At 67.4% G+C, this 26,648-nt stretch carries 28 protein-coding genes; 15 read left to right on the top strand and 13 right to left on the bottom strand.

The window, feature by feature from the left end:
* Positions 1 to 274 precede the first annotated feature (274 nt).
* Both OM977_RS18160 and OM977_RS18155 read left to right on the top strand, forming a co-directional pair.
* Positions 275 to 967: a glycoside hydrolase family 16 protein gene (locus tag OM977_RS18160; protein WP_264355275.1), complete on the top strand. Its 693-nt coding sequence runs from the start codon at positions 275 to 277 to the stop codon at positions 965 to 967.
* Between the two features lie 308 nt (positions 968 to 1,275).
* Positions 1,276 to 1,821 carry a YceI family protein gene (locus OM977_RS18155; RefSeq protein WP_264355274.1) on the top strand — a complete coding sequence of 182 codons (546 nt, stop codon included), beginning with the start codon at positions 1,276 to 1,278 and terminating at the stop codon, positions 1,819 to 1,821.
* A gap of 19 nt (positions 1,822 to 1,840) precedes the next feature.
* On the opposite strand, the gene OM977_RS18150 is transcribed toward OM977_RS18155, so the two are convergent.
* The gene (locus tag OM977_RS18150) at positions 1,841 to 2,233 is read right to left on the bottom strand and encodes a hypothetical protein (protein WP_264355273.1); all 393 of its coding nucleotides are present in this window, start codon (positions 2,231 to 2,233) and stop codon (positions 1,841 to 1,843) included.
* Positions 2,234 to 2,264: 31 nt separating this feature from the next.
* The gene (locus OM977_RS18145; protein WP_264355272.1) at positions 2,265 to 2,423 is read right to left on the bottom strand and encodes an LPXTG cell wall anchor domain-containing protein; all 159 of its coding nucleotides are present in this window, start codon (positions 2,421 to 2,423) and stop codon (positions 2,265 to 2,267) included.
* Between the two features lie 132 nt (positions 2,424 to 2,555).
* Between OM977_RS18145 and OM977_RS18140 the strand changes: the two genes are divergently transcribed.
* Positions 2,556 to 2,969, top strand: a complete 414-nt coding sequence (locus OM977_RS18140) for a YccF domain-containing protein (protein ID WP_264355271.1) — start codon at positions 2,556 to 2,558, stop codon at positions 2,967 to 2,969.
* A gap of 22 nt (positions 2,970 to 2,991) precedes the next feature.
* The gene (locus tag OM977_RS18135) at positions 2,992 to 3,510 is read left to right on the top strand and encodes an SRPBCC family protein (RefSeq protein ID WP_264355270.1); all 519 of its coding nucleotides are present in this window, start codon (positions 2,992 to 2,994) and stop codon (positions 3,508 to 3,510) included.
* Here OM977_RS18135 and OM977_RS18130 read toward each other — a convergent pair.
* The 3 genes from OM977_RS18130 to OM977_RS18120 form a co-directional block, all read right to left on the bottom strand.
* Complete coding sequence (locus OM977_RS18130) at positions 3,469 to 4,395, bottom strand: DUF4031 domain-containing protein (RefSeq protein WP_264355269.1); 927 nt, start codon at positions 4,393 to 4,395, stop codon at positions 3,469 to 3,471. The two genes, OM977_RS18135 and OM977_RS18130, sit on opposite strands and share 42 nt — an antisense overlap.
* A gap of 25 nt (positions 4,396 to 4,420) precedes the next feature.
* Complete coding sequence (locus OM977_RS18125) at positions 4,421 to 5,626, bottom strand: AI-2E family transporter (RefSeq protein WP_264355268.1); 1,206 nt, start codon at positions 5,624 to 5,626, stop codon at positions 4,421 to 4,423.
* A gap of 101 nt (positions 5,627 to 5,727) precedes the next feature.
* On the bottom strand, positions 5,728 to 7,059 hold the full coding sequence (locus tag OM977_RS18120; protein ID WP_264355267.1) for an FAD-binding oxidoreductase: 1,332 nt from the start codon (positions 7,057 to 7,059) through the stop codon (positions 5,728 to 5,730).
* A gap of 158 nt (positions 7,060 to 7,217) precedes the next feature.
* On the opposite strand from OM977_RS18120, the gene OM977_RS18115 reads away from it, so the two are divergent.
* The 4 genes from OM977_RS18115 to OM977_RS18100 are packed head-to-tail and all read left to right on the top strand — an operon-like array spanning position 7,218 to position 10,340.
* Positions 7,218 to 7,628: a TOBE domain-containing protein gene (locus OM977_RS18115; RefSeq protein ID WP_264355266.1), complete on the top strand. Its 411-nt coding sequence runs from the start codon at positions 7,218 to 7,220 to the stop codon at positions 7,626 to 7,628.
* A complete protein-coding gene (gene modA, locus OM977_RS18110) occupies positions 7,625 to 8,449 on the top strand; it encodes a molybdate ABC transporter substrate-binding protein (RefSeq protein ID WP_264355265.1) in 825 nt (274 codons plus the stop codon). The genes OM977_RS18115 and modA overlap by 4 nt, the downstream gene beginning before the upstream one ends.
* Positions 8,446 to 9,282: an ABC transporter permease gene (locus OM977_RS18105; protein ID WP_264355264.1), complete on the top strand. Its 837-nt coding sequence runs from the start codon at positions 8,446 to 8,448 to the stop codon at positions 9,280 to 9,282. Before modA ends, OM977_RS18105 begins: the two co-directional genes overlap by 4 nt.
* Complete coding sequence (locus OM977_RS18100; protein ID WP_264355263.1) at positions 9,279 to 10,340, top strand: sulfate/molybdate ABC transporter ATP-binding protein; 1,062 nt, start codon at positions 9,279 to 9,281, stop codon at positions 10,338 to 10,340. Before OM977_RS18105 ends, OM977_RS18100 begins: the two co-directional genes overlap by 4 nt.
* A gap of 15 nt (positions 10,341 to 10,355) precedes the next feature.
* Here the strand turns inward: OM977_RS18100 and OM977_RS18095 are convergent, their stop codons facing one another.
* Positions 10,356 to 10,799 carry a carboxymuconolactone decarboxylase family protein gene (locus tag OM977_RS18095; protein WP_264355262.1) on the bottom strand — a complete coding sequence of 148 codons (444 nt, stop codon included), beginning with the start codon at positions 10,797 to 10,799 and terminating at the stop codon, positions 10,356 to 10,358.
* A gap of 812 nt (positions 10,800 to 11,611) precedes the next feature.
* Between OM977_RS18095 and clpB the strand changes: the two genes are divergently transcribed.
* Positions 11,612 to 14,269, top strand: coding sequence for an ATP-dependent chaperone ClpB (clpB, locus tag OM977_RS18090; protein WP_264355261.1), 2,658 nt, complete (start codon positions 11,612 to 11,614; stop codon positions 14,267 to 14,269).
* Between the two features lie 80 nt (positions 14,270 to 14,349).
* Here the strand turns inward: clpB and OM977_RS18085 are convergent, their stop codons facing one another.
* Positions 14,350 to 15,330: a septum formation family protein gene (locus tag OM977_RS18085; RefSeq protein WP_264355260.1), complete on the bottom strand. Its 981-nt coding sequence runs from the start codon at positions 15,328 to 15,330 to the stop codon at positions 14,350 to 14,352.
* A 289-nt stretch (positions 15,331 to 15,619) separates the two neighbouring features.
* On the opposite strand from OM977_RS18085, the gene OM977_RS18080 reads away from it, so the two are divergent.
* Together OM977_RS18080 and OM977_RS18075 are read left to right on the top strand one after the other, a co-directional pair.
* Positions 15,620 to 15,853: a DUF3073 domain-containing protein gene (locus OM977_RS18080; protein ID WP_264357468.1), complete on the top strand. Its 234-nt coding sequence runs from the start codon at positions 15,620 to 15,622 to the stop codon at positions 15,851 to 15,853.
* Between the two features lie 299 nt (positions 15,854 to 16,152).
* Positions 16,153 to 16,935, top strand: coding sequence for a VOC family protein (locus OM977_RS18075; protein ID WP_264355259.1), 783 nt, complete (start codon positions 16,153 to 16,155; stop codon positions 16,933 to 16,935).
* Positions 16,936 to 17,027: 92 nt separating this feature from the next.
* On the opposite strand, the gene purM is transcribed toward OM977_RS18075, so the two are convergent.
* The 3 genes from purM to OM977_RS18060 all read right to left on the bottom strand — a co-directional run bounded on the left by purM (position 17,028) and on the right by OM977_RS18060 (position 20,303).
* On the bottom strand, positions 17,028 to 18,191 hold the full coding sequence (purM, locus tag OM977_RS18070) for a phosphoribosylformylglycinamidine cyclo-ligase (protein WP_264355258.1): 1,164 nt from the start codon (positions 18,189 to 18,191) through the stop codon (positions 17,028 to 17,030).
* Complete coding sequence (gene purF / locus OM977_RS18065) at positions 18,188 to 19,879, bottom strand: amidophosphoribosyltransferase (RefSeq protein WP_264355257.1); 1,692 nt, start codon at positions 19,877 to 19,879, stop codon at positions 18,188 to 18,190. Before purF ends, purM begins: the two co-directional genes overlap by 4 nt.
* A 64-nt stretch (positions 19,880 to 19,943) precedes the next feature.
* Positions 19,944 to 20,303, bottom strand: coding sequence for a hypothetical protein (locus OM977_RS18060; protein ID WP_264355256.1), 360 nt, complete (start codon positions 20,301 to 20,303; stop codon positions 19,944 to 19,946).
* A 125-nt stretch (positions 20,304 to 20,428) separates the two neighbouring features.
* Between OM977_RS18060 and OM977_RS18055 the strand changes: the two genes are divergently transcribed.
* Positions 20,429 to 21,277, top strand: a complete 849-nt coding sequence (locus OM977_RS18055) for a class I SAM-dependent methyltransferase (protein ID WP_264355255.1) — start codon at positions 20,429 to 20,431, stop codon at positions 21,275 to 21,277.
* A gap of 20 nt (positions 21,278 to 21,297) precedes the next feature.
* On the opposite strand, the gene OM977_RS18050 is transcribed toward OM977_RS18055, so the two are convergent.
* A complete protein-coding gene (locus OM977_RS18050) occupies positions 21,298 to 21,732 on the bottom strand; it encodes a DUF6855 family protein (RefSeq protein ID WP_264355254.1) in 435 nt (144 codons plus the stop codon).
* 265 nt (positions 21,733 to 21,997) lie between these two features.
* Between OM977_RS18050 and OM977_RS18045 the strand changes: the two genes are divergently transcribed.
* Positions 21,998 to 23,776 carry a sensor domain-containing diguanylate cyclase gene (locus OM977_RS18045; RefSeq protein WP_264355253.1) on the top strand — a complete coding sequence of 593 codons (1,779 nt, stop codon included), beginning with the start codon at positions 21,998 to 22,000 and terminating at the stop codon, positions 23,774 to 23,776.
* On the opposite strand, the gene bcp is transcribed toward OM977_RS18045, so the two are convergent.
* Positions 23,773 to 24,252, bottom strand: coding sequence for a thioredoxin-dependent thiol peroxidase (gene bcp / locus OM977_RS18040; protein WP_264355252.1), 480 nt, complete (start codon positions 24,250 to 24,252; stop codon positions 23,773 to 23,775). The two genes, OM977_RS18045 and bcp, sit on opposite strands and share 4 nt — an antisense overlap.
* A 197-nt stretch (positions 24,253 to 24,449) precedes the next feature.
* Between bcp and OM977_RS18035 the strand changes: the two genes are divergently transcribed.
* A complete protein-coding gene (locus OM977_RS18035; RefSeq protein ID WP_264355251.1) occupies positions 24,450 to 24,689 on the top strand; it encodes a hypothetical protein in 240 nt (79 codons plus the stop codon).
* A gap of 73 nt (positions 24,690 to 24,762) precedes the next feature.
* Entirely contained in the window at positions 24,763 to 25,713 is a 951-nt protein-coding gene (locus OM977_RS18030) for a serine hydrolase (protein ID WP_264355250.1), read from the top strand.
* Between the two features lie 55 nt (positions 25,714 to 25,768).
* Here OM977_RS18030 and OM977_RS18025 read toward each other — a convergent pair whose 3' ends face one another.
* Complete coding sequence (locus OM977_RS18025) at positions 25,769 to 26,605, bottom strand: alpha/beta fold hydrolase (protein WP_264355249.1); 837 nt, start codon at positions 26,603 to 26,605, stop codon at positions 25,769 to 25,771.
* Between the last annotated feature and the right edge of the window lie 43 nt (positions 26,606 to 26,648).

Genomic DNA, 26,648 nt, shown 5'->3' with positions numbered 1-26,648 from the left:
CCCTCAAGGGGGCGCTGAACGAACTCGCCTCTATAACCCACGGTTCATGCTTGTCCCTGCCGTGGTCCTGGTTCTCCTGGGTTGCGGAACCAATCCGACTCCCCGGGCGGAGCGGCCGTTCGGCGTTGCGTCCGCCTCACCTCCCGGTACAACTGCGGCCACCCTCCCGCCCCTGACCCCGGCGGCCCCCCGGTCGCGTGTTCCGTCTCCCAATCCGACCCGAACCACTGATGTGAACCCGGTGGGTGATCTGCCCGGGTGGAAACACGTCTTCATGGAGGATTTCACCGCCGGCGACGTCCCGCTTGGCGCCTTCCCGGGCCCCTTGTACCGGGAGCGGTGGAGTGCGGGCTACAAGGACGGGACGCCGGATACGGCAGGCCAGGTTAGCGGTGGCAAGTCTGGCTACTATCCGACCAAAGTGCTCAGCGTACAAAACGGAATGCTGGACTGGTTCCTGCACTCGGAAAACGGCATCTCCATGGGGGCGGCGCCGGCACCCAGGATTCCCAACGCCGCCAAGAACCCGCCGCGTGATAACAGCCTCCTCTACGGGCGATACTCGGTCCGCTACCGGGCTGACTCGATGCCGGGATTCAAGACGGCGTGGCTCCTGTGGCCGGACAGCGGCATCTGGCCACGGGACGGTGAGATCGACTTTCCCGAGGGGGATCTCGGCGCCACCCTCACCGCGGCGGCTCATTTCATGTCTTTGGACCCGAAACGTTTTGAACAATTCTTCACGGATAAGTTCTCCAAGGATTGGCACGTGGCCACGACGGAATGGAGTCCCGGCCAGGTCGAGTTCTTCGTCGACGGCGTGTCCATTGGTGTCAGCACCACCGGCGTGCCGTCCAACCCTATGCACCTGATCCTGCAGACCGAGTCCTGCCTGCCGAACTGTCCGGCCCCCACAACGCAGGGCCACCTCATCCTGGACTGGATCAGCATCTGGGTGCCCGCGTAGCCGTCGCCGGAATAGCCGTCACCAGCCATGCCGTCGCCCCCCCGCCCGACGTCGAGGCCCATGATGCCTCGCAGAATTTGATGAATCGGCTTCTAGTAATACCAGGTGATTTTTCAGGCCAGACTAACGTTGCGCCGGGTTCCAAACCAGATGGCACGTCACGTGGTTCCGAGAAGCACGGGACAGGTACCTCTGGCGTTCCTCCGGAAGGTGCTAGCCGGGGATCGGCCACGTCGTTAGCATGCTCATTAGGGGAGCACCCCGATGACCGGCGGGTCTCATCCGCCACCCTCTCGAAGGAGACCGTTGTGACTCTGCCCGAAGGTTTGACCCCCGGCGTCTGGACGCTGGACACCTCGCACAGCGAAATCGGATTCAGCGTCCGCCATGCAGGCATAAGCAAGGTCCGTGGCCGCTTCAACGAGGCCTCCGCCGAGGCCCGCGTGGGGGATTCCCTGGCGGACTCCAGCCTGCACGCGAGTGTCAAGACCGCAAGCTTTGACTCCGGCGACGCCAACCGGGACGGCCATGTCCGCGGCCCGGACTTCTTCGACGTCGAGAACTATCCGGAGATGAAATTCCGGGCCAAGTCCATCCGGGGCGACGGCGAGGACTACGTCCTGACCGGCGACCTGACCATCCGCGGCATCACCAAACCCGTAGACCTCGAGGTGGAATTCACCGGCGTTGCCGTGGATCCTTTCGGCGCCACCCGCGCGGGCTTCAGTGCAGAGGCGGAGATCAGCCGCAAGGAATTCGGGCTGACCTGGAATGCCGCGCTCGAGGCCGGTGGCCTGCTGGTCAGCGACAAGGTGAAAATCAACGTCGAGGCGGCCATGGTGAAGCAGGCCTGACCGGCATCCCGGAACGTGCTCAGAACAGCAGCAGGACCACTCCACCGACCGTGGCGAGGACCCCTACGGCAGTGAAAATGGAGCCCACGATCCAGGCCGCGTGGTCCCGTTTGGGCGGCGCCACCGCCCAGCGGGACGGATGGCACACGTCGTAGAAGAGGACGACGTCGGCCCCGACCACCAGCCCGTGGGCCTCGGTCGCGGGAAGCAGGGACCGGTGGTCGGCGTCGTCGCGGTCGGTCCAGCGGTAACCGGTGAACCCGCCGGCACTGATCACCTTCCCGGTGGTCTCGGCCCACTCGCACCGGCGCCGCAGGGAGATCCAGCCCCAGGCAAGAAGCGGCAGGCCGACGACGAACCCCACCCACGTCATGACCTCGAGGATGGGGCCGAGAATGTCCCCCACGTTCATCGGTTCGCCCCCAATTTCGTCAGCAGCGCTGTCAGCGCAACGAGCGCGAACGGCGCAGGAAGAACAGGACGCCGGCGCCTACCAGGATCAGCAGGCCGATGTAGAGCAGGAACTGCACTGCCTCCACCACAAATCCCACCACCAGCAGGACGAGGGCGATGATCAGGGCAAGCTTCAGGAGTGCAGGCATGATCCCAGTATTGTGCCGATCCCTGCGTTCGCAAAGCTCGCCGGACCCAGGCGGCGTCTTGGGGAGCAACTCAGGGATTGTTCAGGGCCAACCCCTAGGCCGGATTGGCTCCGGACGGGAGAGAATGGAGCCATGAAGACACTGCTGAACATCATCTGGCTGCTCTTTGGCGGGCTTTGGCTCGCGATCGGATATTTCGTGGCCGGGATCGTCTGCTGCCTGCTCATCATCACCATTCCCTGGGGGCTTGCCTCCTTTCGGATCGCCTCGTATGCGCTCTGGCCGTTCGGCCGCACGGTGGTGGACCGGCCCGGCGGAACGGGCGTGTTCTCGCTGCTCGGCAACGTGGTCTGGCTCCTCGTGGCGGGCATCTGGATCGCCATCGGGCACGTGGTGACGGCCTTCGCCATGGCCATCACCATCATCGGTATCCCGTTGGCCATCGCCAACCTCAAGCTCATCCCGGTGTCGCTGATGCCACTGGGCAAACAGATCGTCCCGAGCGACAGGCCCTTCGTAACCGCGTACAGCAAGGCCTACCGCTAGGCCGACAAGGAGGAAGACCGCAATGTCTGAACAGGCCAGCTCTGATGCCGCCAGCCCTGCGCACCAGGAACAGCGTCCGGGGGTGATGACGGATGACCTCATGCTCGTCATCAGCCGCGAATTCCAGGTTCCGATCGACAAAGTGTGGTCGGCCTTGACGGATCCGGACCAGGCTCCGGCCTGGTGGGGGCCGCGCGGCTTCCACACCCCGCGAGAGAGCATTGACACTGATCTGGAGATCGGCGGCTTCTACCGCGCCTGCATGATCCAGAGCAACACTGGACAGGAGCACTGGTGGAGCGGCGTCCACACGGACATCGAGCCGCCGAACCTGTTGATGTTCACCCACGCCTGGGACAAACCGGACGGTACCCGCGGCTTCGAAACCGAGGTCACCTTCCAGCTGGAAGAGATCGACGGCGGCACCCGGATGACGTTCACGCAGGGCCCGTTCGACACCCTGGACAACCGGGACGGCAACGGCGTCGGCTGGCGGGAATCATTCGACCGCCTGGCCGAGCACCTCCGCCCGAGGGTGTGACGGGCGGCCTGCCGCTCGGGCGAGCTCGCCGCGCAAGTTCCGGTGGGCCGCCTCCAGCCAGAGCTCCCTGGCCCGGCTCGTGGAGAAGAGCGGGTCGAGCTGCAGCAGCCCGCGGACGACGGCGGCGCGACCCGCCGCGAAGTCCTCGTCACCGATGTGGGCAAAATCCTGCCGGACGGCCGCCAGGTAACGGGCGTAGGCGGCCGGTTCCCCGCCGAGCACGGACAGGTCCGCGTCGCTGAGCAGGGCTCCGGCGTCGTCGCCGGGCTCCGGGCGGTGGTCTGCCGTCAGCCGCACCAGCCTTGCAACCTCGTCCACCTCGACGGCGGACAGCCCCGCGTGGCGGAGCCGGTCCTCCGCCAGGCGAGCTGACTCCTCTTCATCCTGGCCGGCGATGCCGCGGTAAATGGCGTCGTGGAACCAGGCGGACAGGACGACGGCGCGGGGCGGCCGGGCCGGCTCCGCCAGCAGGTCAAGCGCTTCAAGGACGGCGAGGAGGTGCGTGCGGCCGTGATAGCGTCGGTGCTCCTCACCCCAGCGGTCCAGAAGGTCCAGGAAGAGCGCGTCGTGGCCCGGGAGCACCTCGTTCCAGCGGGTCAGCAGCGGGAGCTTCAGTGAACCGCTGCGCTGCCGGGCGGGAATCCGCAGCCCGCTGGCGATCAGTTTGCGCACCAGGACCCGCGCCTCCACCGGGACCGCGCCGGCCCTCACGAGGGCGTCGTACCGGGCCTCGGCGACGTCGTAGTGGTCGCCGTCGAACGCCCGTTCCGGAATGCCCGCCGCCGCCGCGAAGGCGTGCAGTTCCTCGAGCGAGGTGTCCGAAATCAGGTGCGAGAAATGGGTGCCGTGGGCAGGCCAGAGCGGCGGGTCAAGGTAGACGGCCATGGTTGAAGTCTAATCCGCGGCCGGTTCAGCCGTGCCGGGCGTCGCCGGCCGTCGACTCGGCGTGCTCCTGCTCCAGTTGCTCCTCGGAAGTCCGCGCGGCCCGCGGCTTGGAGCGAACGCCGCCGCCTTTTTCGTTCAAGCGCGTCTCGTGCTCGGCCTCGGCAATTGACGCGGGGGTGATGGGGTCATCGGAATTCCAGGCCTTGATCGCGGCCCAGGCGACTGCCACCAGGGGCACGGAGAGGATCGCCCCGATGATGCCGGCCAGGATGGTGCCGGCGGTGAGAGCCAGCAGGATGACCAGGGCGTGCACATTGAGCGCCTGGCCCATGACCACCGGCTGCAGGAAGTTCCCCTCCAGCTGGTTGACGACGATCACCACGATGATGACGATCAGCGCGCTGGCCGGACCGCTGGCCACGAGGGCTACGAGCGCGGCGAGGACACCCGCCAGGGTGGCGCCGATCAGCGGAATGAATGCGCCGATGAAGACGATTGCCGCCAGCGGCAGGGCAAGGGGGACGCCCATCAGAACGAGTGCCAGGCCGATGAAGAACGAGTCCACCAGCGCCACGATCGCCGTACCCCGCACGTAGCCGCCGAGCACGTTGAGGCTTCGCTCGCCGACGCGGCGCGCTTTGACCAGGTTCGGGCCCTTGAACGCCCGCAACACGAAGGCCCAGATGCGCTCGCCGTCCTTCAGGAAGAAGAACAGGATCACCGCCATGAGCAGGGCGCCGGTGATGAAGTTGCCCGCCGCACTGAGGCCGGAAATCGCCCCCGCACCCACGGTGCTGCTCGTCGCGAAGTCCACGACGGCGTCGCGCGCCTGCTGGATCTGCTGGTCATCGATCGGGAAGGGACCGTTCCGGACAAAACCGTAGACTCGGTCGAAGCCCTCGCTGGCCCGGCTGGCCAGCTCGCCGGCCTGGCCCATGACGGCGAAGACGATGCCGGTGATGAGGCCGCCGAAAGCCAGCAGGAGCAGGAGGAAGGAGGCGGTCGTCGCGATCGAGCTGGGCCATCCCTTGCGGCGAAGCCAGTGCACGAACGGCGCGATTGCGGCGGCCAGGATCAGGGCCAGCAGGGCCGGAATTACGACCAGCCGCACCTGGATCAGGGCGTAAACCACTACGACCGCCAGCACCACAAGCAGGAGGACCTGGGCGGTCCTGGTGCTGGCCCGGCCGAGGCCGTCAGTCCAAGGGGTTGTCTTTTCCGGACTGCCCATGTTGTTGCGTCTCCCCGTGCTGGTGGTCTGTGCTTACCAACCAACCGTCTCACAGGCGCGGGCAAGCGCCGCACTGCCTCCCCGGGCAAGGCGGGGATCCGTCAGGTGGCGGGCAGGATGTTCTGGTTGCCGCGGAAGGTGTTGTCCGGATCGAATTCCCGTTTCACCCGCGCCAGCCGCTCGTAGTTTTCGTCGCCGTAGGCCGCGCGGATCCGGCCTTGCCCCTCGTCGCCGATGAAGTTCAGCCAGACCCCGCCGGTTGCATAGGGGGCAATATCCTCGCGGAACCGTTTGACCCAGGCTTTCGCCTGCTGCCCGCCCTCCGGGGTGTCGCCCAAGCCGAACGGGTGGCTCACCCAACTGGCACTACGGTTCAGCAAGGGCGTAGCCGCCGCGGCCGGGCCTCCGACCGCCCCGCCCCAATGGGCTACGAGCTGCTGGGAACTCGGCCCGGGCAGGTTCCGGGCTGAGTCGATGATGATGTCCAGGGCGGCGTCGGACAGTTCGTCGTGATAGTCGGCGCTCCAGTAGTTGTATTTTCCGGGCGGGTCATCAAGGGAGCACTGGAAGTCTGCGTAGGCCGTGTCCTCGACCAGGTCCACGGCGGGGCCCAGCGCCCGGTAGGCCTTAGCGTGTTCCGCACCCTCCGCGGCGTCTCCGGCGTACACGTAGACCAGGAACACCGCCATCTTGCCCGCCAGGTTCGGGGGCACAAAGGATTCCGCGGGGGCGATCCCGTAGATCAGGGTGGCGGATTCCTCGTTGGGAGCAGCGAGGGCAAGTTCCCGGTAGGCGCGGCTGACTTCGGTGGCCGCGTCGCCGGGCCACATGAGCAGTCCCGCGTGAACCATCGGTCCGAGCCGGTGCAGACCGAAGGTGAACGATGTGGCGACGCCGAAGTTCCCGCCACCCCCGTGCAGGGCCCAGAACAGCTCGGGGTTCTCCCGGGCGCTGGCCGTGACCACTTCCCCGGCAGCCGTGACCAGGTCCACGGAGACCAGATCGTCGCAGGCGAAACCAAAGGCGCGCTCCAGCCAACCGGACCCGCCGCCGAGGGTGAAACCGGCGAGGCCTGTGGTCGAAACCCGGCCGCCGGTGAGGGCCAGGCCGTGCTCCTGCGTGGCGCGGTCAAACTCCCCGCACGTGAGGCCGGTTCCCACCGTGGCGGTGCGCGCCTCCGGATCCACCCTGACGGACTTCATCGGCCGCACATCCACCACCAGGCCGCCGTCGTTCAGCGACATGCCGGCCACGGAATGACCGCCGGCCCGGACGGCTACTTCCAGGCTGTTGGCACGGGCATATTTCAGCGCCTCGGCCACCTCGGCCGGGCTGCTGCACTGGGCGATGACCGCCGGGCGGCGGTCGATCATGGCGTTGAACAGGGTCCGGGACTCGTCATAGTCCGGGCTGTCAGGTTTGATCCACTTCATGGCCCGCTCCTAGGCGACCGAGGCTCCACCCCTCCCAAAAATGGTACGGCTGAAGCGGCGTGAGGGCTATGGTGCACGCCAACGGGACGATGCGCCGAAAGCCGGATATGCCGGGTAAGTGGGTGCAGCGACCCGCAAATGCGGTCTATTCTTAGGCCATGGCTAATATCCGCGTTTCCGAAGCGGCCCGCTTCCTGGGCGTCAGCGATGACACTGTCCGGCGCTGGACCGAGAACGGAAGCCTGACGCCTGTCAGGGACGACGCCGGACGGCTCGCCGTGGACGGCCTGGAGCTCGCACAACTTGCCCGGGAGCAGGCGCAGCTGCCGGATGATCCAGCCCGCGTGGGCAGCTCCGCCCGGAACCGCTTCGTCGGGCTCGTCACCGCCATCACAGCGGACAAGGTGATGGCGCAGGTGGAGCTCCAGTGCGGTCCCTTCCGGGTGGTGTCGCTGATGAGCAGCGAGGCCGTGCGGGACCTGGGCCTGGAGCTGGGCTCGGTGGCGACCGCCGTCGTCAAGGCCACCACAGTGATCATCGAAACACCGAAGGGCAAGGGCGTCGCATGAGAATTCCCTGCAAAAGCATTCCGGCATTCCTACTCCTGGGCGTCCTGGGCGCAGGCCTCGCCGGGTGCGCAACCGGTACCCCCGCTTCGACGGGCAGCTCAACTTCCGCCGCTGCCGGCGCGTCGGAGAGTGCCAAGCTCTCGGGAACCATCACGGTCTTCGCCGCGGCCTCCCTCAAGTCCACCTTCACCAGGCTGGCCGGGGATTTCGAGGCCAGGAATCCGGGAACCAAGATCATGTTCAGCTTCGCCGGGTCCTCAGACCTCGCGACCCAGATCAGCCAGGGCGCACCGGCAGACGTGTTTGCCTCGGCCGACACGAAGAACATGGCCAAGGTCTCCGACGCTTCGCTGCTGGAAAGCGCGCCCACGGACTTCGCCACCAACGTGCTCACGATTGCCGTCCCTCCGGCCAACCCGGCGTCTATTGGCTCCTTTGCGGATCTCGCCAAGCCGGGCGTCAAGGTTGTCATCTGCGCGAGCCAGGTTCCGTGCGGCGCGGCCACGAAGACGGTCGAGAAGGAAACCGGCATCACCCTGACGCCGGTGAGCGAGGAATCGTCCGTGACCGACGTCCTGGGCAAGGTCACATCCGGTGAGGCCGATGGCGGGCTGGTTTACGTCACGGACGTCAAGACGGCCGGGGACAAGGTGAAGGAAGTTCCCTTCGCCGAGTCGGCCAAGGCCGTGAACACCTATCCCATCGCCGCGGTCCGTACCAGCAAGAACATGAACCTGGCGGCGGCGTTCATCGCGGAGGTCACCGGTCCCGAGGGCCGGAAAGTCCTCGGCGACGCCGGTTTCGGCACCCCCGGCGCGTGAATCTGCGACGGCTTAGAACGTACAGCGGCATCCCGCGGTGGGTTCTGGCGATTGCAGGCGTCGGGGCCCTGTTCGTGCTCCTGCCGCTCGCGGCCATGGTGGCCAGGGTCAACTGGCCGCAGTTCATCCCGCTGATCACGTCGGACGCGTCGCTCACCGCCCTGGGCCTTAGCCTCCGCACGGCCGCCGCAAGTACCGTGCTCTGCGTGCTGTTCGGAGTACCACTGGCCCTCGTGCTGGCCCGCGGCGACTTCCCCGGGCAGCGCCTGCTGCGTTCCTTCGTCCTCCTGCCGCTCGTGTTGCCCCCGGTTGTTGGCGGGATTGCCCTGCTGTACACCTTCGGCCGGCAGGGGCTCCTGGGCAAGGGCCTGGAAGTGGCCGGAGTCCAGATCGCGTTCTCGACGACGGCGGTGGTGCTCGCCCAGACCTTTGTCGCGCTGCCGTTCCTCGTGGTCAGCTTGGAGGGCGCCTTGCGCTCGGCCGGCAGCCGGTACGAGGCCGTGGCCGCGACCCTCGGGGCGCGCCCCACCACGGTGCTCCGCCGGGTCACGGTGCCGCTGGTCCTGCCCGGCTTAGCCTCCGGGGCGGTGCTGTCCTTTGCCCGGAGCCTGGGCGAGTTCGGCGCCACTCTTACGTTTGCGGGCAGCCTGCAGGGCGTCACGCGGACCCTCCCGCTGGAGATTTACCTGCAGCGGGAGACCGACGCCGATGCCGCCGTCGCGCTCTCCCTGGTGCTGGTCGCCGTCGCGGTGATTGTCGTCGGGCTCTCCTACCGGCGTCCGGCGGCCGCCGGTATGCGCAGTTCGGCCCCCGGCGAGCGGGTGGCTGCGTGACGTTCTCCGTCGACGCTGCCGTCGCCGCCCGCGGCTTCGAGGTCTCGCTGAGCCTGGGCCCGGCGGAGACAGTTGCCGTGCTGGGCCCCAACGGCGCCGGAAAGTCCACCCTGCTCGCGGTGATCGCTGGCCTGCTCCGCCCGGATTCCGGCCGGGCCGAGGTGGACGGCAAGATCCTGTTCGACCTCCGGCAGGAGGCGTCGGCCCGGACCGGTACCTGGACGGCGCCGCACCGGCGGGGAACGGTCCTGCTGGCACAGGAGCCCCTCTTGTTCCCGCACCTGACTGCGCTTGAGAACGTGGCCTTCGGGCCCCGCAGTGCGGGCGTTCCCAGGATAGAGGCGCGTGCCGCCGCCCGTCATTGGCTGGCCGAGGTCGACGCCGGCGAGCTGGCCGCACGTCGCCCCGAGGAGCTGTCCGGCGGCCAGGCCCAGCGCGTGGCGGTGGCCCGGGCGCTCGCCGCCAGCCCGGAGGTTCTGCTGCTGGACGAGCCGATGGCTGCCTTGGATATCCACGCCGCACCGCTGCTGCGTCGGCTGCTCAAGCGGGTCCTCGCGGGCAGGCGGGCCATCATCGTCACCCACGATGTGCTGGATGCCTACATGCTGGCGGACCGGGTGATCGTGATGGAGCAGGGCAGGATCACTGAGCAAGGCCCAACCCGGGAGCTGCTCCGGCGCCCGCGCAGCAGCTTCGCCGCCGGACTGGCCGGGCTGAACCTGGTCTCCGGAACGGTGACGCCGACAGGAATTCGTTCCCCCGGGGGCCTCGAGTTCGCAGGCCTGCACGATGCCCCGCTCGTTGCCGGACAGGCCGGCGTGGCGGCCTTCCCGCCGTCGGCCGTGTCCGTGTTCCTGAGTGAGGCGCACGGCAGCCCCCGGAACTCGTACAAGGTGACCGTTACTGATCTGGAGCCGCACGGGGACCAGATCCGGGTCCGGGCCGGGGAGTTGTCTGCGGACGTCACACCTGCAGCCTCTGCAGATCTCGGCCTGGCGCCCGGGCTGGACGTCTATTTCGTGGTTAAGGCCGCAGCCGTGGCCATCTATCCGGCGTAGCGGCCAATGTGGTGCCTAGTCGCGGGCAGGCCGGACCGGATGTTGGCTTACGATCGAGACCCGGTTGAACGCGTTCATCGCGATGGCCAGCCAGCTCACGGCCGAGAATTCCTGGGCGCTGAGGTGTTTCCGGGCAGCGGACCCTTCGCGCTCACGTGCGTGGGCATCCGAGATGTTGGTGACTGCCTCGGCCAGGGTCAGCGCGGCGCATTCCTTTTCGCTGAAGAGCTCCGTGTCCCGCCAGGCGGAGAGGACCGCGAGGCGCTGGGCGGATTCGCCATTCTTCACCGCATCGATGACGTGAAGATCCAGGCAGTAGGCGCAGCCGTTGATCTGGGAAATGCGGACGTTCAGCAGTTCAATGAGGGTCTGGTCCAGGCCCGCCTCCTCGGCGGCTTCCTTGGCTTTCAGGCCCAGCCCGTTCAGGGCCCGCCAGGCCGCGGGGTGTTCCTTGTCCAAAAAACGCTGCGCGTGTGCTGGTGTGCTGAAATCTCATCCATAAACTCCAGACTACCGACGACACCTGACCGCCGTCCGCGTCCTTCGTGACAAATCTGTCAAACGTATGACAGAATTTCCGGGTAGCAGTTCTTCGATCCGGCGGTCGGTTCCTTGGGGGAGCCGACCACCGGATCGCTTCTTTCCGGCGCCGCGCACCCTTCCCTCCGGCTGCGGCCCCTTCACGCGGCGGCGGCGGCCCGCGGACCACGCCCTCCCACCGCGACCCTTCCGTCCCGCAGGGACATGCCATCCCGCCGGACATGCCCAGTCCCCGCCTTGAACATTGGACATATTGCCTTGATGCTCATTGCTCGGGCGGTGCGGGGAGCATGTCCAGTGGTGCGATCCAGGTTCAGGGAGCATGTCAAGTTTTGCGATCCAGTGCAGGGAGCAAGATCACCAGAGGGTTGGAGCGGGGAGGGAGCATGCCCATCGGCGGACTTGGATTCCGCCGGACATGTCCAGTCCGCGCCCTGGCCAATGGACATGTGGGGTTGATGCTCATTGCTCGGGCGGTGCGGGGAGCATGTCCAGTGCTGGAGCCCGAGTCCGGGGGGCATGTCCAGTGCTGGAGCCCGAGTCCGGGGAGCATGTCCATTGCTGAGACCCGGCGCGGAGCATGTCCAGTTGAGCCAGCGCTGGCCACCTGGCACCGCCCGCTCTGGACAGCCGTTTCGCCGTGGGCAAACATGGAGCCAGGGGTGTCCCGGGCGGAGTTGAGCGGGGTAGACTCAACTTTGACACCAGCACCATTCCGGAAGGAGCTCTCTTTGGACGCCAAATTCACCACCAAGAGCCAGGAGGCTCTTTCGGCCGCCGCGATGAACGCCTCGACGGCAGGGAACCCGCAGCTCGAGCCTGCCCACTTACTGAAGGCGCTCATGGACCAGCGGGAAGGTGTCGCCGTCGCGCTGCTCCGGGCCACCGGGACGGACCCGGATACGGTCAGTGTCCAGGCCAGCACCGCTATCAAGGCACTTCCATCCTCGTCCGGCAGTTCCGTGCAGCAGGCCCAGCTGTCCCGGACCGCCATGCAGGCCATTAAGAACGCCCAGAATGAGGCCGAGCGGCTCGGAGACACCTTCGTCTCCACCGAACACCTGCTGTTGGGGCTCGCTGCCGGGAGCGACGCAGTCGGCAAGCTGCTGCGTGACGCCGGTGCCTCCCACGAGGCGCTGCTCGCCGCCCTGCCCGGGGTTCGTGGAGACCGCAAGGTGGATAACGCCGACCCGGAAAACACCTTCCAGGCATTGGAGAAGTTCGGTACCGACCTCACGGCCGTTGCCCGCTCCGGGAAGCTGGACCCGGTGATCGGCCGTGACTCCGAGATCCGCCGCATCATCCAGGTGCTTAGCCGGCGCACCAAGAACAACCCCGTCATCATCGGCGAGCCCGGCGTCGGCAAGACCGCCGTCGTCGAGGGCCTGGCTCAGCGGATCGTGGCCGGCGACGTGCCGGAGAGCCTGCGCGGGAAGACGCTGATCGCCCTGGACCTTGCCTCGATGGTGGCCGGAGCCAAGTACCGCGGTGAATTCGAGGAACGCCTCAAGGCCGTGCTGGAGGAAATCAAGAACTCCGAAGGCCAGATCGTCACCTTCATCGATGAGCTGCATACGGTGGTGGGTGCCGGCGCCACCGGTGACAGCTCGATGGATGCCGGGAACATGCTCAAGCCGATGCTGGCCCGCGGCGAACTCCGCCTGATCGGGGCGACCACACTCGACGAATACCGCGAGAACATCGAAAAGGACCCGGCCCTGGAGCGCCGCTTCCAGCAGGTGTACGTCGGAGAGCCGAGCGTGGAGGACACCATTGGCATCCTCCGTGGGCTGAAGGAACGCTACGAGGCCCACCACAAGGTGACCATCTCGGACTCCGCGCTGGTGGCCGCCGCGACGCTGTCCAACCGCTACATCTCGGGCCGGCAGCTGCCGGACAAGGCGATCGACCTCGTGGACGAGGCTGCCTCGCGCCTCCGGATGGAAATCGATTCCGCGCCCGAGGAGATTGACCAGCTGCGCCGCCAGGTGGACCGGCTCACCATGGAGGAGCTGGCGCTCGAGAACGAGACGGATCCCGCCTCGGTGGAACGCCTGGCCGCGATCCGTGCGGACAAGGCTGACAAGAATGAGGAGCTGTCCGCGCTCAACGCCCGCTGGGACGCCGAGAAGGCAGGCCTGAACCGGGTGGGTGACCTGAAGGCGAAGCTTGACGAGCTCCGCTCCGCCTACGACAAGGCCGCGCGCGAAGGCGACCTGGAAACGGCGTCGCGGATCCTCTACGGCGAGATTCCGGCATTGGAGCGCGAATTGAACGCGGCTGCCGCGGCGGAAGAAGCCAACACGGACAAGTCGACGCAAATGGTCGCCGAGCAGGTCACTGCGGATGATATTGCAGAGGTGATCTCGGCCTGGACCGGCATCCCCGCCGGGCGCATGTTGCAGGGCGAAAGCCAGAAGCTGCTGGAGATGGAGAGTGTGCTGGGCCATCGCCTGATCGGCCAGCAGAAGGCCGTCGCCGCCGTGTCCGACGCCGTGCGCCGCGCCCGCGCGGGCATCAGCGACCCCAACCGTCCCACCGGTTCCTTCCTGTTTTTGGGCCCGACCGGCGTCGGCAAGACCGAACTGGCCAAGGCCCTCGCGGACTTCCTGTTCGACGACGAACGCGCCATGGTGCGGATCGACATGTCCGAGTACTCCGAGAAGCACTCCGTGGCACGGCTGGTCGGTGCTCCTCCAGGCTATGTTGGCTACGAGGAGGGCGGCCAGCTCACCGAGGCGGTCCGCCGGCGGCCGTACTCGGTGCTGCTGCTCGATGAGGTCGAGAAGGCCCACCCGGAGGTCTTCGACATCCTGCTTCAGGTGCTCGACGACGGCCGGCTGACCGATGGCCAGGGACGCACCGTGGACTTCCGCAACGTGATCCTGGTTTTGACCTCCAACCTGGGCAGCCAGTTCCTGGTGGACCCTAACCTGGATCCGGCAGCGAAGCGGGAGGCCGTGATGGCTACCGTCAATGCTTCGTTCAAGCCCGAGTTCCTGAACCGGCTGGACGAGGTGGTGCTGTTCGATCCGTTGACCGTCGAAGAGCTGTCCCGGATCGTGGAGCTGCAGGTACAGGAACTCGGCGAACGCCTAAAGGGCCGCCGGCTGACCCTGGAAGTCACCGAGGGTGCCCGTGCCTGGTTGGCCGTGACGGGGTTCGACCCGGCGTACGGGGCCCGGCCGTTGCGCCGCCTGGTCCAGCGCGAGATCGGCGACCGGCTGGCGAAGGCCATCCTCGCTGCCGAGATCACGGACGGGGACACCGTGGTGGTGGACACCGCCCCGGACCTGATGGAGCTCACCATGGGCGGCGCGGAATCCTCGGACCGGCCCGACGGCCGTGCCGCCACTGGTGGAGGGCTGTCCGTGCGCCGCAAGGGCTAGCCGGATAAACACAAAGGAGGCCGCCCGGGTGACGAACCCGGGCGGCCTCCTTTGTGTTCCACCGTTTAGCGACGTCGCGACTACCGCAGCAGGGACTCCTTGATCACGTTGCCGGTGTTCGCGGTGACATAGCAGTCCACCCGGCGGTCGCCCTTTTCCCAGCTGGAGGAGCTTGGGTAGGCGAGCTTGTAGCTCAGGTCGTAGTCGTTGGACTTGTCCGCCAGGGGAGAGGCCTTGCAGACGGCACGGGCCCGCTGTTTCAGCTCGTCCCGGCCGGGGTAGGCGTCCGGCGCGGGGTACTGCTCGATTGCGATGAGCTGTGCGGAATGGCCGGTGTCGCAGGCTACCACCGTGGATTGCGGCGCGTCGGGGTCGAAGTCCTTGAAGCAGTCGCCGAGTTGGAAGTCCAGCGGGCTCACGCTTTCCAGCGGGAGCGGCCCGCGGTTGGCGGGGGCGGACGACGCCGCGGCCGCAGCCGGGGAGCTTGCCGCCTCGGACGGCTTGGGGCCGCCCAGCGTTGAGGCAAGAAGCCAGACCAGAAGGCCGACGACGACGAGCGCCACCGCCGCAGCGCCGATCCGCGGCAGGCTCTGGCGCCGGACCCATCGGCCCAGCCGGGCAGTATTTGCGGAAACCAGCTTCGCTGCACCGGCCATCCCGGCCATCCCGGCGCTGGAGATGGCGCTGCTCCCGGCCTTCGCCTCAGCGGGTGTTTCGGGACCCGTCGCGGTTGCGGGCTCCGGGGCGTCCGCCAGCGGGGGCTCGGCTGCCGCCCCAGCGGCCGGAATCGCACCCGACGCACCCGACACGCCCGCGTTCCCGCCGGTCGCCGCAGGCGGGACGATCGGCGTTGCGGAGGTGGGCGGCGCCGACGGCTTGGGTGGGATGGCCCCAGTCGCTTTCCCGGACCCGGCGGGAGCCGCAGAGGGGGCCGGGTCATCGGCGGAGCCGGAACGGGGCGGCGGGGGCGGAGCCGCAGGCGTGGACCGCTCGCCGGGATTACCGGCAAGGGGAACCTCAGGCGTGCCGGCGTCGCCGTGCCTTGCGTTCTCTTCGGTCACTGAGAATTCACCACTTTCGTGCGTCTTTGCCGCGGCGGAACGCCCGGCGATGTGGTTGTTTTCTGGAAGTCCACTCCGAAACTCTATCTAAGAAGCGGGCCCGGCGCGGTGCCTCCGCTCGCTGGCGGCGGTTGTCGCCGGCGCCGCGCTGTCCACGGCAGTGGCGCTGGCGAGCAGTTGGGGCCGAAAGCATGTAATCTAGGTGTACGACAAATTGACCAAACATTCCGGGGCCTCACTAACGCCAATGGTGACCACCTCCGGTCCGAGTACAAAAGGGGGTCACGCCATGGGGCGCGGCCGTCAAAAGGCAAAAGCTACCAAGCAGGCTCGGGATATTAAGTACTATTCCCCGAACACTGACTACTCAGCGCTTCAGCGTGAGCTCAAGAGCTCTGAGGGTCGTGCACCGAGTCGTTTCTCGAGTGAGCCGATTGAGCCGGATTATTCGGCTTATGTGGATAAGTACGCGGACGATGTGGAAGAGGACGACGACGAGGTAGATTCCCGTCGGATAGGTTAGTCGACACTTCTTTCCGGCATGCTCTTCCGTCCGCGGATTGCCGACCACATTATTTCAGGCCCGCGGGTCGCGCCCTACTGGGTGTGGCCCGGGGGCCTTTTTTCTGTCCGGACCCGGACGCCCCCAACTCAGTGAACGCCGCGATCCCACACCCGCCCGCCGCCGCCCGATGCGGCCCCACACCCGCCCCCGCCGTTTAGGGTTCCGTGCCTACTGTGTTGTCCACGTGCCCGGCGCCGCGCTAGGGTCGGTTCTGCCGGCAGCCCGGCATTCCAGCAGGTTTTCGCGGAAGGAACACCATGACCAAGCGCACAGGATTCTCTGAAGGCGAGGTCTGCTGGACGGATCTGCAGACCAAGGACGTGGCGGCCGCGAAGGCCTTCTACGCGGAGGTCTTCGGCTGGCGGTATGAGGACCTGCCGACGCCCGACGGGCGGAGCTACGCGCAAGCATTCCTCGGCGACGCGCTGGTGAGCGTCATCGCCCCGCAGAACCCGCAGCAGGAAGCCGCCGGAGCCCCCGGCCAATGGAACGTGTACTTCGCCGCCAACAATGCGCGCGAACTTGTCGACAGCCTGGCCCATTCCAACGGCACCGTCGAATTCGGTCCGGAGCCCGTGGGCGACACGGGCGTGATGGTCTTCTTTGCCCCGCCCGGCGGCGGCACCACCGGCGCATGGCAGGCCGGGACGCACTTCGGCACCGCCCGCACCGAGGAAGCCGGCGCCTTGGCCTGGGCGGAACTGCTCACTCCGGAGCCGCAGGCCGCCGTCGGGTTCTTCCAGCAGCTGTTCGGCCATGAGGTCACCGAATACCCGCAGGACGACGGCGGCACCTACACCACGCTGATGGTGGACGGCACCGAGGTCGCTGGCATCGCGACGGTGCCGTCGGAGGCTGAGGGCGCCCTTGCGCCCGGCTGGCAGGTGTACTTCGGCGTGGCCAGCGTCGCGGACGCGGTGGCGGCTGCGATGGCCGCGGGCGGCGTCGTGCTGATTGAGCCGGACGAGGCCGAGGAAGCCGGCACCATCGCCACCCTGGAAGACCCGCAGGGCGCCGTGTTCAGCCTGCTCGAGGTCTAGGAAAGCCGCCTAGACACATCGAGTGCTCCGCAACTGCCGTTATCAGGTCTCAAAACGGCAGTTGCGGAGCACTCGATTGGGGTTAGGAACCCTTAGGCGTAGGCGTTGACCAGGCGGACGGCGCCGCCGTCGACGCCCTTGGCGCCTTGGACGTAGTCCGGTCCGGTCTTGAGGATCGAGTCGGAGTTCTGCTCCACGGTGCCCATGATCCAGGCCGGCAGGCCGCGGTCGTTGAGGCGGTTCACCGCGGCGTCAGCGATCTCGGGGGACACGATCGCCACCATGCCCACACCGAGGTTCAGCGTGCGTTCCAGGTCCGCCAGCGGGACGTTGCCGAGTTCGGCGACTAGCTTGAAGATGGCCGGCAGTTCCCAGGTGGCGCGGTCCACGGTCGCGATCAGGCCCTGCGGGAGGACCCGGGCCAGGTTGGCTGCGAGGCCGCCGCCGGTGACGTGGCTGAAGCCGTGCACGCCGTGGGCCGAGTTCACCGGGAAGGTGCGGGCCAGGTCCAGGCAGTCGGCGGCGTAGACGCGGGTAGGCTCGAGGAGCTCTTCGCCCAGGGTGCGGCCGAGTTCGGAGACCTGGCGGTCCAGGGCCCAGCCGGCGTGGTTGATGACGCGGCGGACCAGGGAGTAGCCGTTGGAGTGCAGGCCGGAGGAGGCCATGCCGATCACCACGTCGCCCGCGCGGACGCGGTCCGGGCCCAGCAGGTCGGCGGCCTCGACTACACCGGTGGCGGCACCGGCGACGTCGTACTCATGCTCGCCCAGCAGGCCCGGGTGCTCCGCGGTTTCGCCGCCCACCAGGGCGGTTCCGGCGATCGAGCAGGCGGCCGCGATGCCGCGGACGATGTCCGCGATGCGCTCCGGCACCACCTTGCCGCAAGCGATGTAGTCGGTCATGTAGAGCGGCTCGGCACCCACCACCACGATGTCGTCCACCACCATGCCCACCAGGTCGAAGCCGATGGTGTCGTGGATGTCCATGGCCTGCGCGATGGCCACCTTGGTGCCGACGCCGTCGGTGGAGGTGGCCAGCAGCGGGCGCTTGTAGGTGAGCAGCTTCGAGACGTCGTAAAGTCCGGCGAAGCCGCCGACGCCGCCGATCACCGAGGCGTTGTGGGTCGCCTTGACGGCGCCCTTCATGAGTTCGACAGCGCGGTCGCCCGCTTCGACGTCGACGCCTGCGGAGGCATAGGTGATGCCGGCGGCGTTCTGGGCGGCGTTCATGTCAGCGGCCGGGGAGGCGGAAGTCATACGGGCTCTTTCTTGTCGGCAGCAATGGAACGATCGGCGGCGGAGACGCGATCGGCATCGGTGAGCAGTTCTTCAAACTCGGCGTCGGGCCCCGGATCACAACCGGTGGCGCCGGCCTTCTCGGCCGGATCGTCCTGGGGCGAAATGGCGGAGGCGGCAGAGACCGGGACAGCCGCAACGGGTGTGCCCAGGGGAGCGGCGACGGCGGCGGGGAGTCCGCCGAGGTCGGTGCGTTCCAGCAGGTTCTTGCCCAGCTTGTCGGCCCCCGGCAGCTCAATGGGGTACTTGCCGGTGAAGCAGGCAGTGCAGAGCCGTTCGCGCGGCTGCCGGGTGGCTTCGATCATCCCGTCTTCGGAGATGTAGGCGAGCGAATCGGCGCCGATGGCCTGGGTGATCTCCTCGATGGTGGCGCCGTTGGCGATCAGCTCCGCCCGGGACGCGAAGTCGATGCCGTAGAAGCAGGGCCACTTTACCGGCGGGGAGGAAATCTTGATGTGGACGCTCGCGGCGCCCGCTTCCCGGAGCATCCGCACGATGGCGCGCTGGGTGTTGCCGCGGACGATCGAGTCGTCCACCACCACGACGCGCTTGCCGCGGATCACGGACTCGAGGGCGTTGAGCTTGAGCCGGATGCCGAGCTGGCGCAGGGTCTGCGAGGGCTGGATGAACGTGCGGCCCACATAGGAGTTCTTGACGAAGCCGTGCGCGAACGGGATGCCGGATTCCTCGGCGTAGCCCACGGCCGCAGGCGTACCGGATTCCGGCACCGGAATGACGATGTCCGCTTCCTGGGTGTTTTCCCGGGCCAGCTGGCGGCCCATCTCCACGCGGGATTCGTATACCGAGCGGCCTGCAATGGAGGCGTCCGGGCGGGCGAGGTAGACGTATTCGAATACGCAGCCGGCCGGCGTCGCCTCGGCGAAGCGCTGGGACCGGACGCCGTCCTCGTCGATGGCGATGAATTCGCCCGGTTCGATCTCCCGGATGAAGCTAGCGCCGACGGTGGCGAGGGCGGACTGCTCGGAGGCAACCACCCAGCCGCGTTCCAGCCGGCCGAGGCAGAGCGGGCGGATCCCGTAGGTGTCGCGGGCGGCGTAAAGCGTGCCTTCGTCCATGAAGACAAAGCAGAAGCCGCCCTTGATCTTGGGCAGGAGCTCCATGGCAGTCTGCTCGAGCGACTTGCCTTCCTCGCCCTCCAACAGCGCCGTAACCAGGGCGGTGTCCGAGGTGTTGCCCTGCTTCATTTCGCCGCTGAGCTGGGCGCCGTTGCGGGCCTCGATCATGGCCTTGAGTTCGGCGGTGTTGGTCAGGTTGCCGTTGTGGGCCAGGGCCACGGTGCCTGTCGCCGTCGCGCCCAGGGTGGGCTGGGCGTTGGCCCAGTGGCTCGCGCCGGTGGTGGAGTAGCGGCAGTGGCCGACGGCCAGGTGCCCGGTCAGGGTGTTCAGCGTGGTCTCGTCGAAGACCTGGGATACGAGGCCCATGTCCTTGTAGACGTTGATCCGCTTGCCGTCGCTGGTCGCTATGCCAGCGGACTCCTGACCGCGGTGCTGTAGTGCATACAGCCCGTAATAGGTGAGTTTTGCTACCTCTTCGCCGGGAGCCCAGACCCCGAAGACGCCGCAAGCGTCCTGGGGGCCTTTTTCGCCAGAAAGAAGGTCATGAGAAAGTTTTCCATCGCCGCGTGCCACTGGTCGATTATCTCACGTTGTGCGCTAAGACTTTTCCGGCCCCCGCTTTATGACCTGTGCGGGCTCAGGGCCGGGGCTGGCTGCCCGTACCGCCGTCGAGCCGGCCGTCGTTTTCCGGCCCCGCGTCGGGGACGCTGTCCGGGACGGCCTCGACGACGGCGTGCTGTGCGCGGCGGAGGCTGAGGCGGTCCAGCAGAAGCGCGACGACGGCGCCCAGGATGGCGCCGCCGGCGGCGCAGGGAACCAGGAAGAAGCCGAAAACGGTGCCGGGGTCGTAGCTCTCGTTTCCGGGGGCACCGTAGGCGAGGAAGGCCGCGAGTGCGAAGCCCAGCAGCCCGCCCAGGACCAGGAACGGCACGTATTTCGGTGCCCGCCGGACGGTGACTTCGCGCCGCTCGGGCGCCGGTGTTTCGGGGGAAGACATGGCATTAAGCCTACTGCCCAGACTCCTTGCTTCGTGCCGTGGGGCGAACTCATTGATCAGCCCTCCTGACGGGCGCAAACTAGGGGATGGGGGACCGTCAGGTACGGACAAGCTTAGGAATCGCCATGTCAGCCTCCGCCGACGAGATCCGGGACCAGCAACGAATCATCTGGGATGAGTTCTCGGCCGGGTGGAGGAAATGGGACGCCGAACTGCTCGGCTGGCATGCGCCGTTCGGGGACGCCCTGCTCCAGGAAGCCGAGCTGCGGCCGGACGCGGCGGTGCTCGACGTGGCGGCCGGCTCGGGAGAGCCGGGGCTATCCGCTGCCGCTCGGGTGCCGCGCGGCAGCGTGGTCCTGACGGACATTTCCGAGGGCATGCTGCGGGTGGCGCAGGAGAAAGCGCTGGCCCGCGGCCTGGACAATGTGCGCTGCGTTGTCTGCGACGCGTCCGCTTTGCCGTTCGACGACGGCACGTTCGATGCGGTGTTCTGCCGGTTCGGCTTCATGTTCTTCCCGGAGATCTCGGCGGCAGTGCGCGAGATGGTGCGCACGGCCAAGCCCGGGGCACGAGTCAGCGCCGCCGTCTGGGGCCGCGCGGCGGAAAACCCGTGGGCGAGTCTCATCCTGGGAACGATCGCCCGGCACACGGAGCTGCCCCTTCCGCCAGCCAACACGCCGGGGCTGTTCCGTTGCGCCGCAGCGGGCTCCATGACCCGGCGGTTCAAGGACGCCGGCCTGATCGATGTCCGGGAGCGGAAGGTCAGCACCGAACTGGTGCACGAAACCCCCGGGAGCTACTGGGAATTCATGACAGACATCGCCACCACGGTGTCCATGCGGCTGGCCAAGGCCGACAAGGCGTCACAGGAGCTGATCCGTGCGGACGTGTTCCAGATGCTCGGCCGCTATGAGCACGACGGCGCCATCCGGCTGCGGTCCACGGCCACGGTCGTGACTGGGACCCGGACGTAGCCGGGCCGGGGACCGTGTCCTCAGGCCGGGGTGCCCGGCCCGGATGCGTCCGCGATGATGGCCCGGACACTGTTGTTGCGCTTGTCGTGCGTGAGTTCCACGAGCCCCAGCGCCTCCAGGAGTGGTGGCAAGTACATGCCGAAGCGGCCGCGGTAGCCCTTCCGCAGGCCATACCAGCCGCCCACAGGGTTCTCGGGGTCGCGGCCCCAGGCCTCGACGCTGCCGTCGGCGGCGGGCTTGTTCTCGTCGGCGGCGCCCAGCGGCACCCAGTCCACCTTTTCCATCAGCCACAGGTGGAGATCCTCCAGGGCCCGGAGCTGGTACTTCAGGGTGGTGGAGCCCACCTGGCAGACCAGCGCGGGAGGATCTGACGCCTCGTCGCGGTACATCGAGTACTCAGACGTTCCAGGGGCTGTCTTCAGTACCCAGGGGTCCTCTTTGGTTCCGTTTGCCACGAGCTAGCCGCCTTTGGTCCGGCCGGTTTTCCGGCGCTGTTGGACCGAGCCTACCGAGCCCTGCGGCCACGGGCGAGCCATTGGGACGCGCAAATCCACGCGTCCGCGGACTGATCGCAGTTTTCCAGTCCCTGTTAGCGGCGTGCCATGCTTGTCCCAGACTGGTCCGGCGGGGATCTCCCATCCCAAAGGCCACAACGCACATCGGGGGCTCCACCAGGGCCGGAACGAGCCCCGGAGGCTACAGCACGGATTGGATTTGAACATGCCCGCAGGTCCGACCGCCGAGCACACCGCCGCCGTCGACCCTCAACCGGACGCTGGTGCCGGCCCCGCTGAGGACCGCCAGTTCAGGACGATCCTGAACGCCATTCCTGCCACGGCGGCTTACTGGGACCGGGACCAACGGAACCGGCACGTCAACGATGCCGTAGCCACGTGGACCGGGCGGACGCCGGACCAGATCCGCGGGCGGCATATGCGCGAGGTCCTGGGAGCCGCCCTCTACGAGGAAAACCTCCCGCACATAGCCGCCGTGCTGGAAGGTGAACCGCAACTGTACGGTCGGACGCTCGTCAACGTTGCGGGGCAGCGACGCCAGGTGCAGATTTCCTACGTTCCGGATATGCGGGACGGCGGGGTCCAGGGTTTCTTTGTCCTCATCACTGACATCACGGAGCGGGTCCTGGCGGAGCGCCGCCAACGCGATGACGCGGAGCTGTACCGTGCCCTGGCCCGCAGCGTTCCGAGCGTCTTTGTGCTGCTTTTCGACTCCGATCTGCGGTACATCATTGCCGAAGGCCAGGAACTCGCTGCCTTCGGGTACACCTCCGCGGATCTGGAAGGCAGAACGATCCATGAGGTGCTGCCGCCTGCACTTGCCCAGGAGCTGGAGCCGTATTACAAGGCCGCATTGTCCGGGCAGGAGGTGGGCTGGACACGCATCATCGGACCGCAGATCTTCAGCCTTAGGGCCCGTCCCGTGCATTCGCAGGACGGGATCTCCGCCGGCATCGTCGTCGCCGTCGATATCACGGAAAGGCAGCAGCGGGAACATACCTGGGCGGCGCTGCACGAGATAGCGACGGCGGTGGCGCGTAGTGCTGCCCCGTTGGATATCGCCGAGCGGGTGGCCTCGGTCCTGAAGGATCTGTTCTCCGTGGATTCGGCGGCTGTCGTGCGGTTTTCTGAGGGGCTGCAGGGTGAAATCGTCGCCATGGCGCCGGTCCTGCCGCCGGAGATCAGCCGTATGCAGACCTTTGCGCCCGGAGATTCGTCGGCGTCGGCCATGGTCGCGTTTACCGGGAAGCCAGCTATCGTCACCTATGAGGACGAGGGAGAGGTCGGAGCTCAGCTACTCGCCGGCGGCTTCCGCTCCGGACTGGGTGCGCCCATCCGGGTCCACGGCGAGCTGTGGGGAAGTATCGTGCTGGCGTCCCGGTCAGCCGGCGGCTTCTCGCAGGCCATGCTGGACCGGTTGACGGAGTTCGCGGAGCTCGTCGAAATTGCCATCGGCAACACCGAGGCATGGTCGGCGTTGGAGCACAGCGCGAGTACGGACCCCTTGACCGGGCTCCTGAACCGCCGCGCCTTCGAAGCCGGACTGTCGCGTGAACTGGCGGCTGCTGACGTCCACGGTTCCCGGCTGAGCGTCGTCGTCCTGGATATCGACCACTTCAAGAGGGTCAACGACTCATTCGGCCACCAGGTGGGCGACGAAGTGCTCGTTGAGGTGACCCGCAGGCTCGGGCGGACGGCACGACGCGGGGAGCTCCTGGGCCGCCTCGGCGGCGAGGAATTCCTGTGGCTGCTTCCCGGAAGTGGCGGCGAGGACGCCTGGCGGGCCGCCGAACGGGCCCGCCTGGCTATAGAGTCCGTGCCGTTCGACGGAGTGGGAACCCTCACGGTGTCGGCCGGGGTCTGCGAACTCGCCGACGCCGATGCGAACCGCCTGATCAACTGCGCCGACCAGGCCCTGTACCGAGCCAAACAACTGGGCCGCAACAACAGCGTCCGCTATCGGAACCCCGGCACGGCTGGCTAGACGCCGAGTTCTTCCTTGAGCGCCGCGACATGGCCCTGGGCCTTGACCTGGTACTGCGTCAATTTCACTTTGCCTTCGGGGTCGAGGACTACCGTGGAGCGGACGATGCCCTCGGTGACCTCGCCGTTGACCAGCTTCTCGCCCCAGGCCCCATAGGCGAGGGCCACGGCATGGTCCTCGTCGGCCAGGAGCGGGAAGGTCAGGGCGAAGTCGCCGGTGAACTCTGCGAGGGCTCCGGGGGCGTCGGGCGAGATCCCCAGGACCTCGTAGCCGGAGCCTTGCAGGGAGGAGAGGCTGTCGCGGAAATCGCAGGCCTCGGTGGTGCAGCCGGGCGTCGCGGCCTGCGGATAGAAGTACACGATGACGTTCTTGCCGCGGTAATCGGCGAGGGACACCTTCCGCCCATCAGCGTCCGGCAGGGTGAAGTCCGGTGCGGGCGTGCCGGGCTGAAGCTTTACGGTGACATTCTGGCTCATGGGGATCCTTCGGAAGATGGAAAACGGGGCTGCCATGCACAACACCGCTGGCAATTGCCGTATTCCGGCGCTGGTGCGCGGCGCGCGGACCGGGGCGGGTTGGGGCCTGTCGGGCTCCTCGAACCGTCGGCCGCCCAGTCCGCAGGGTTCACGTTACTGTGGGAAAGTGACCCGTTCCCCTCGCGAAAGGCAGCCCCATGAGTGATCCGCAGGACAGCAGCAACGACCCGGCCGATCTTCGCGGACCCGGTGACCCGGACGCCGTCGAAGCCCCGCACCCCCACGCGGAAGCCGGACAGGCCGGGAATATCCGCGAGGAGCAGCTGACCCAGGCCGCCGGCACAGTTCCCGCCGCCTACGTGGGATCCGGCGACCCTGATGCGATGGACAAGCCAGAAGACGCGGCCGATGCCGGCATGTGGGACGAAGACGCCTGAAATCGGGCTCGGCCGGCCGGTGACAGCTGGTTCATAGCCCGGGCACAGCCGGACCGGCTAGCTTGAAAGCACCATGGAAGAACCCGCACTCCACCAGCCAAGCCGCCGGCAGCTCACCCAGGGCACCTCGCCCAGGCCACCGCGTTCCCGCCGGTTCCGCTCCCTTCGCACAGCCCTGCTGACGCTGTGCGCTGCCGTCCTGGCGGTTGCGCTTTCCGCAGGCATCCACTCCGCCGCGGACGCCCGCTCAGCGGCAACCAGCCCGGTGGCCAGTGTTCCCTCCGCCACGGCTTCGGCGGCGGAGGCGATGCCGGGCCCCGTGGTGTCGTCCGGACCTGTCGACGCTGAGCTGGACACGGAAATCAGCAGCATCATTGACGCCCACGGCGAATACCAGATCGGCGTCGCCCTCCTTGACCTCTCCGGCGGAACCGTCCACGAGTACGGTGTGCAGGAGGCCTTCGTCGCGGCCAGCACGGCGAAGGTCCTGGCCGCCGAGGCGTACTACAACCTGACCGAATCCGGCGCGGCCTCCCTGGCGGATCCGCTGGGGGACTACACCGCGGAATTCCAGCTCCAGGAAATGATCCAGCAGAGCGACAACGACTCCTGGTCGCTGATCATGGACGCGGTAGGGCACGCGGAGCTGACGGACTACGCGGCCTCGATTGGTGTGGACTATGACCCGGAAACCAACACCCTGACTGCCTCAGAAATGGCCCGGATCCTGGCGGGACTCTACGGCGGAGACTTGCTGGATGGGCAGGACACCGCACAGCTGCTGGGCTTGATGCAGGACACTAACTACGAGACGCTCATTCCCGCCGCTGTCCCCGCCGGCGTCAGGGTCTTCCACAAGTACGGCCTGCTCGGCGGGGAACTCCACGACGCGGCCATCCTCGAGAAGGACGGCCGCGCCTACGCCTTCGTCGTCTACACCAAGGGCGAGGACCTGTTGTCGGTGCCGGACCGCACCGAGGTCATCCACCAGCTCACTGCGGCCGTCACCGACGCCTTGTTCTAGGCAGGTTGGGGCCGGTACCAGCGGCGGGCGTGCGGTCCGGGGCGGGAGGTTGACGCTACTTGGCGAGGAAGCCGAGCAGCGCCTCGTTGACCTCGGCCGCATGGGTCCACAGCATCCCGTGCGGGGCGCCCTCGATCTCGAGGTACTCGGCGGCCGGCAGGGCCTTGGCGAACTCGCGCCCGGTCGAGTCGATCGGCAGGATGTTGTCCGCCGTGCCGTGGACAATCAGCGCGGGGACATCGATCTTCGGGATGTCCTTGCGGAAATCGGTCAACCAGGTGGGCTGCGCCGCCACCGAGGCCGTGGGACCGCCCGAGGTGGCAAGGTTCCAGCCGGCACGCATCACTTCCTCGCTGAGCCGCGGAGTGCCAAGGAAGGTGTCGCTGTTGTAGAAGTTCTTGAAGAAGTCGGTGAAGAAGGCGTACCGGTCCGCGGTCACAGCCTCCGTCAGGCCATCGAAGACCGATTGCGGGACGCCGGTGGGGTTGTCCTCGGCCTGCAGCAGGTAGGGCTCCAGTGAGCCGAGGAACACGGCCTTGGCCACCCGGGCGGAGCCGTAGCTGCCGAGATAGCGGCCCACTTCGCCGGTGCCCATCGAGAAGCCGACCAGCACGACGTCATCGAGGTCCAGGGCGGTGAGGAGCGTGTTGAGGTCGGCCGTGAAGGTGTCGTAGTCGTAACCTTCGGTGGGCTTGCTGGACTTGCCGAAGCCCCGGCGGTCATAGGTGATGACGCGGTACCCGGCGCCCAGCAGGGCCGCGGTCTGCTTCTCCCAGGAGGATCCGTCCAGCGGGTAGCCGTGGATCAGAACCACCGGCTGCCCGGCCCCGTGGTCCTCGTAGTACAGCTCGACGTCGGTGCTGTTCTCGGTGCCAACCTTGATGTAAGCCATGTAAGCAGTCCTCTCGGTACGGTCTGAAGTCGGTACGTGCGCG

The sequence above is a fragment of the Pseudarthrobacter sp. MM222 genome (genome assembly GCF_947090775.1).
Taxonomy (GTDB): domain Bacteria; phylum Actinomycetota; class Actinomycetes; order Actinomycetales; family Micrococcaceae; genus Arthrobacter.
Note: the sequence above shows the minus strand (reverse complement) of the source record. Positions and strands in the feature narration are given on the sequence as shown.